The organism is Bacillus sp. JJ1521 (assembly GCF_036965165.1).
In the GTDB taxonomy this organism is placed as follows: Bacteria; Bacillota; Bacilli; order Bacillales; family Bacillaceae_L; genus Ferdinandcohnia.
The window spans coordinates 1-2,506 of the sequence record NZ_JBALOX010000134.1 but is presented as its reverse complement, the minus strand read 5'-3'; the positions used below and the strand labels follow the sequence as shown (position 1 = coordinate 2,506).

Below are 2,506 nucleotides of genomic sequence, written 5' to 3'. Positions count from 1 at the left end.
GCTTTGTGCAGTGCATTAATTGCTTCCTTCATTTCTGATTCTTTTACAAGAACCCAAATGGTTGAATGGCTATCTGCAGATTGTAGGATTTGAATTCCTTTTTCCGAAAGTGCTGTTACAATACGAGCTGTTACTCCTGGTACCCCATTCATTCCAGCTCCAACTGTTGATACCTTCGCACATTTTTCAGTCACTTGAGGTTCATATCCCAATTCTTTCAGTTTATGAACAGCACGTTCTGTCATTTCCCCTGAAACGGTATAGACAACTCCATTTGGCGTTATATTAAAGAAATCTACGCTAATTTTCTCATTTGCCATGGACTTAAAAACTTCTGTTTGAAGATTATACTGGCCCTTCTTTGCTTGAACCTTCAATTGAGTTACATTTGTCACATGAGCAATACCCGTGATCAATCTTTCCTTGACCTCAACGCCTGTGCGCTTTTCTTTTGTTGTCACAAGTGTACCTGGTGCATCACTGTAAGTCGAACGCACTCTAATTGGTACCTTTGCCTCCATCGCAATTTCAACAGCACGCGGGTGAATGACTTTCGCGCCATGGTATGCCATGTTTACAATCTCATTATATGTGACCACAGATAAAGGCTTTGCATCCCCAACGATGCGAGGGTCAGCAGTCATGACACCTTCTACATCTGTAAAAATATCAATCCATTCAGCTTGTAGTGCAACACCAAGGGCAGCCGCGGATGTGTCACTTCCACCTCTGCCTAAAGTCGTAATATCCCCTATTTTAGAGATGCCTTGAAAGCCTGTGACAACTACAACATCATGGTCTTCAAGAATTTGTAGTAATCTGTCGCACTTCATTTCAGTAATTCTAGCATTTGAATGATCATTATTTGTTCGGAAGCCAGCCTGCCCACCATTTAGGGCAGCTGCAGAGATTCCAGTCTGATTTAACATATTGGTGAAAACAACACTGGAAATAATCTCACCACAAGACACAAGCATATCCATTTCCCTATTGCTAATCTTTGAGTTTTGGTCCCCCACTAAGCTTAACAGTGTATCCGTTGCATACGGATCACCCATGCGTCCCATAGCAGATACAACAACTACTACTTTATATCCATCTGAAACAGCATTTTCAATATGCTTTTTTGCTCTTTCACGAGATTCTTCATCTCGAACTGAGGTTCCGCCAAATTTTTGTACAACGATATTCATGAAACCACCTCATGTTTGGTTAAAACGATTATTTTGCAACTAAACCTAGTTTTAATAGACTGCCAGCAATTTGTACTGAGTTCCATGCAGCACCTTTTAATAGGTTGTCAGAAACTACCCACATGTGGAATCCATTATCTTGGTCTAAGTCTTTTCTAATTCTTCCTACGAATACATCTTTTTTACCAACTGCATGAATTGGCATTGGATATACTTGCTCAGCCGGATTATCCTCTAATACAATTCCTGGGGCAGAGGCTAATAAATCTTTTACTTCTTGTGCAGAAACTCCATCTAGTGATGTTTCAAAATAAACAGATTCAGAATGTCCTGTTTCAACTGGTAAACGAACACAGGTTGCAGCAACATGAAGATCCGGTAAATGCATAATCTTTTTCGTTTCGTTAATCATTTTCATTTCTTCAAAAGTGAAACCATTATCTTCAAATTTATCAATTTGTGGAATAGCATTAAAGGCGATTTGATAATGCTTTTTGTCCCCTTTAACAGGTAAAACTTCTGGTGAAAATTCATTTCCTTCAATGATTGCCTTTGTCTGCTCTTTCATTTCAGTGATGGCTGCTACGCCAGAACCCGATACTGCCTGATAAGTTGAAACAATTACTTTTGATAAACCATATGCCTTACGAATTGGCTCCAAGGCTACTACCATTTGAATGGTTGAGCAGTTTGGATTTGCGATAATACCATTATGATTAAGAAGGTCATTTTCATTTACCTCAGGAACAACAAGAGGTACATTTTCAGTCATTCTAAATGCACTAGTGTTGTCTACAACAATAGCCCCACGTTTTACAGCCTCTGGAGCTAGCTCTTTCGAAACGCCACCACCTGCACTAAATAAAGCAATATCAACACCTTCAAATTTTTCAGGTGTTGCAACTTCAACTGTTACTTCTTTACCGTTATACGTAATCTTTTTACCAGCAGAACGCTCTGATGATAATAAAGTTAGTTTTGTTAATGGAAAATTCGTTTCTTCAAGTGTTTTAATCATTTGCATTCCGACTGCACCTGTAGCACCTACAACCGCAACATGTAATTCAGTTTCAACTGTCATTTGATATTCCCCTTCCTAGTAATCCTAGAACGTCTAATTTACGTTTAATGATATATATCTTACCATATTCCAGTACTAAAAGAGAAGAATTTTCATTCTTCTCTCTTAGTATGAAAGTTTCATTATTTTTCGTCGTCACGGAATCTTTCAACAATTACCGGTTGTAATTGTTTTCCTTCAATTGCGGCTGCAACAGTGTCGCGAAGCTCAGTCATACGAGCAACCATTGAAT

Annotated in this window: 2 protein-coding genes and 1 pseudogene; all 3 read right to left on the bottom strand. The window is 38.8% G+C overall.

What is annotated here, in order from left to right:
• Window positions 1-1,193 (bottom strand): aspartate kinase (dapG, locus tag V7147_RS17560; RefSeq protein WP_335369130.1); only part of this gene is annotated, 1,193 nt, incomplete at its 3' end.
• Between the two features lie 28 nt (window positions 1,194-1,221).
• Complete coding sequence (gene asd, locus V7147_RS17555) at window positions 1,222-2,274, bottom strand: aspartate-semialdehyde dehydrogenase (protein WP_335369129.1); 1,053 nt, start codon at window positions 2,272-2,274, stop codon at window positions 1,222-1,224.
• A gap of 122 nt (window positions 2,275-2,396) precedes the next feature.
• A pseudogene (gene spoVFB, locus V7147_RS17550) lies at window positions 2,397-2,506 on the bottom strand (dipicolinate synthase subunit B); the annotation flags it as partial.

Bases quoted from the DNA above. Each gene is read 5' to 3' on its own strand.
- asd (WP_335369129.1), bottom strand. From the start codon at position 2,274: ATGACAGTTGAAACTGAATTACATGTTGCGGTTGTAGGTGCTACAGGT.